Source organism: Fusibacter sp. (assembly GCF_057447755.1).
Map to the genome: position 1 here is coordinate 1 of NZ_JBVBZF010000392.1, position 2,967 is coordinate 2,967.

The 2,967-nt window shown below is 35.7% G+C and carries 3 protein-coding genes; all 3 read right to left on the reverse strand.

Going from position 1 to position 2,967, the window contains the following annotated elements; translation table 11 throughout:
* Positions 1–209: 209 nt before the first annotated feature.
* Entirely contained in the window at positions 210–1,391 is a 1,182-nt protein-coding gene (locus AC220I_RS20690) for a glycosyltransferase (RefSeq protein ID WP_486725764.1), read from the reverse strand.
* Positions 1,381–1,905: a VanZ family protein gene (locus AC220I_RS20695; protein WP_486725765.1), complete on the reverse strand. Its 525-nt coding sequence runs from the start codon at positions 1,903–1,905 to the stop codon at positions 1,381–1,383. The genes AC220I_RS20690 and AC220I_RS20695 overlap by 11 nt, the downstream gene beginning before the upstream one ends.
* A partial coding sequence (locus tag AC220I_RS20700) for a UDP-N-acetylglucosamine 4,6-dehydratase family protein (RefSeq protein ID WP_486725766.1) occupies positions 1,886–2,967 on the reverse strand: 1,082 nt, incomplete at its 5' end. The genes AC220I_RS20695 and AC220I_RS20700, both read right to left, overlap by 20 nt.

Here is a 2,967-nt window from a genome sequence, read left to right on the forward strand (position 1 = left end):
AAAAAGAGAATCCCCGATCGCGTTGTAATTGATTTAACTTGGCTCATATAATCCCCATCATTCATAAATTGTCTACGATTTAAACTCATACCTATTTTATCACTTAATGCTTCTTTGGTAAATTAAAGTTTCATAAGAAATCAAACAACCCCTTATTAATAAACTCAGTTCCCATAACTTAATATGGCATCCTTTTAAGGAGCACTTCATTAATTGTTCACATCCAAATAAAGTCTCTCATAGGCACTCATCATTTCTTTCATTGTGAAATGTGATTTATATAGGTTGTAAGAAGCAACTTCCATCTTTGATCTTTTATCATGATCATCTACTAAAGCCAATATTTTTTCAGCGGCCTCCTCTATATGACCAATTTCATATAAATACCCGGTTTTGTTATGAATCACAAGTTCATTATTGCCAATAACATTAGAAGCAACAATCGGGGTTTTTGCACAAAGGGCTTCTATAAGCGTATAAGGTAAACCTTCATATAAAGCACAGGTTAGATAAAGATCAAACCAAAACTGGTGCTTTTCAATATTTTTCTGATGGCCAATGAATTTAATTCTATCTAAAAGATTTGCAAACTCAACCGCACGAATCATTTGATCTAACTGTTCACCCTCTCCAACCCAAACAAAAGTGACTTCTTGACGCAAGCTACAAACCGTCTTTGCGATTTCAATGAACTCAATTGGGTTCTTCTGTGTATAGAGTCGCGCAACAGTACCTACGATTAAGTGATTCTCAGGAATTCCATATAAACGATTCATTTCAAGGTGAATTTCTCTTGATTGCTCAGAGTGCTTATCTAGATTTTTATAGGCGGTTGGCTCATCAACACAATTATATAGGACCATGCATCGACTTTCTGTGCCCATACCATGGTCAATGGCAAATTTACGCTCACCCTCTGACACATTTAAAGTCAAAGTTGTAGCGACTTTTGAAAGAAATTTTTCAGCTATGAGATATAATAAATACTTTTTCCTAGATAAAGTCTGATTTTGTACCGCATAAGCATGTGGTGTATAGTAGATTTTATTGGTATGAAGCAGTCTTGCAGCGATCCTACCTACGACACCAGCCTTAGAACTATGACAGTGTACAATATCCGGTTTAACCGTTTTAATTATTTCATAAACTTTTTTAAAAGCAATAAGGTCCAATTTGGGATGTACCTCTCGAATAAGTTCTGGAACCTCATGAAAGGCAACCCTATCTCCAAACGTTTCTTTAATGCCAAAAAACCGATAATCTAGACGATTTCGGCTGTGTATGACTGTTAGTTCAATTTTAGAATAATCCAGATGGCCTATTACATCGACAATATGTTTTCCAACACCATCCATAATAGTCTCTGAAATGATTACTACCCTAGTTTTCATAAATATATTTCCCTATTTTTGCACTCATCCAAGAGTACAGAAGTTTAAATATTATTAGACCTAAAAATATCCCGATTGTGTCTATACCAACATCCATTAGGTTTGCCGTTCTCCCTGGAACTAGCAACTGATGTACTTCATCAAATATGGCATATATCAGGCTCAACGCAAATGCGATTATACATGCCTTGTTAACCTTAGTATTCATAATTAGCGCATAAGCCAAACTAATTGAAAGGCCTAAAAACTCCAACACATGAGCTGTTTTTCTTAGAAGGATCATAATCTGTTCGCTTTTACTGTAATACTGAATTTCTTCTGATTTCGTCATCTCATCTGTTTTAATTTCCGAATTAAGTGCAGTATTTTCTATGGCAACCATCACACGTCCTGTCAGCAGCCAGGATTTCGCCACATCAAGATGTGACATGGAAAAAATAAATATAAGCCAAAATATTACCATAGCCCATCTAAATTTAGGTGATGTTATAAACTTAATCATTTTGACACCCATTTGATTTCTCCATAAACTGATCATTTACTTCTTCTGGTGTTTTGAACGTAGGTACAAGTTTTTTAATTACTGGTACTATTTCAATCTCTTGATCTATACTTTCTTTTAAAAGACTTAACCCACTACAGAGCGCTTCTAAAGACCATTTCATTGGCATCGCTATAAAAATTTTACTATTGACGGTTGACGTTAGCCCTTCTTCAGACATTAATAATTCTTCATATAATTTTTCGCCAGGTCTTAATCCTGAATACTCAATTTTAATATCCACATCAGGTTCAAATCCAGATAATCTTATGAGATCTCGTGCTAAAGCGTCTATTTTTACGGGTTCGCCCATGTCTAGTACAAAGATTTCACCGCCTTTTGCAAGTCCGCCTGCTTGAATCACAAGTTGAGCTGCTTCTGGTATTGTCATAAAATAACGAATAATCTCAGGATGTGTTACTGTAACAGGACCACCATTTTTAATCTGCTTTTTAAATAAGGGAATTACACTGCCATTGCTTCCAAGTACATTACCAAATCTCACAGCCACAAACTCAGTCTTGGAGTCACTCCCGGCAAAGGCTTGAACTACCATTTCACAAAGTCTCTTACTTGCCCCCATGACATTGGTTGGATTGACAGCCTTATCAGTTGAAATTAGTACAAATTTTTCCGCACTATATTTATTAGCAGCGTTCGCAACATTATAAGTGCCAAAGACATTGTTTTTTATGGCTTCTTCGGGACTATCTTCCATTAAAGGAACATGCTTATGTGCTGCTGCATGAAATATCACCTTCGGTCTATGCACTTCAAATAATTTTTCAACTCGCTTTTCATCCCTTACAGACGCTATTGCAACAAATAATTCCTGATTTGGATAATTTCGCTTGAGCTCCTGTTGAATTTCATAAGCATTATTTTCATAAATATCAACTATGATTAATTTTTGAGTTTTATACTTCACAATCTGACGGCACAGTTCAGATCCGATTGAACCGCCACCACCTGTAACCATTACGACTTTTCCAGCAAGATAATCCGAAATTTGCTGATTATTAAGCTCTACTTGTT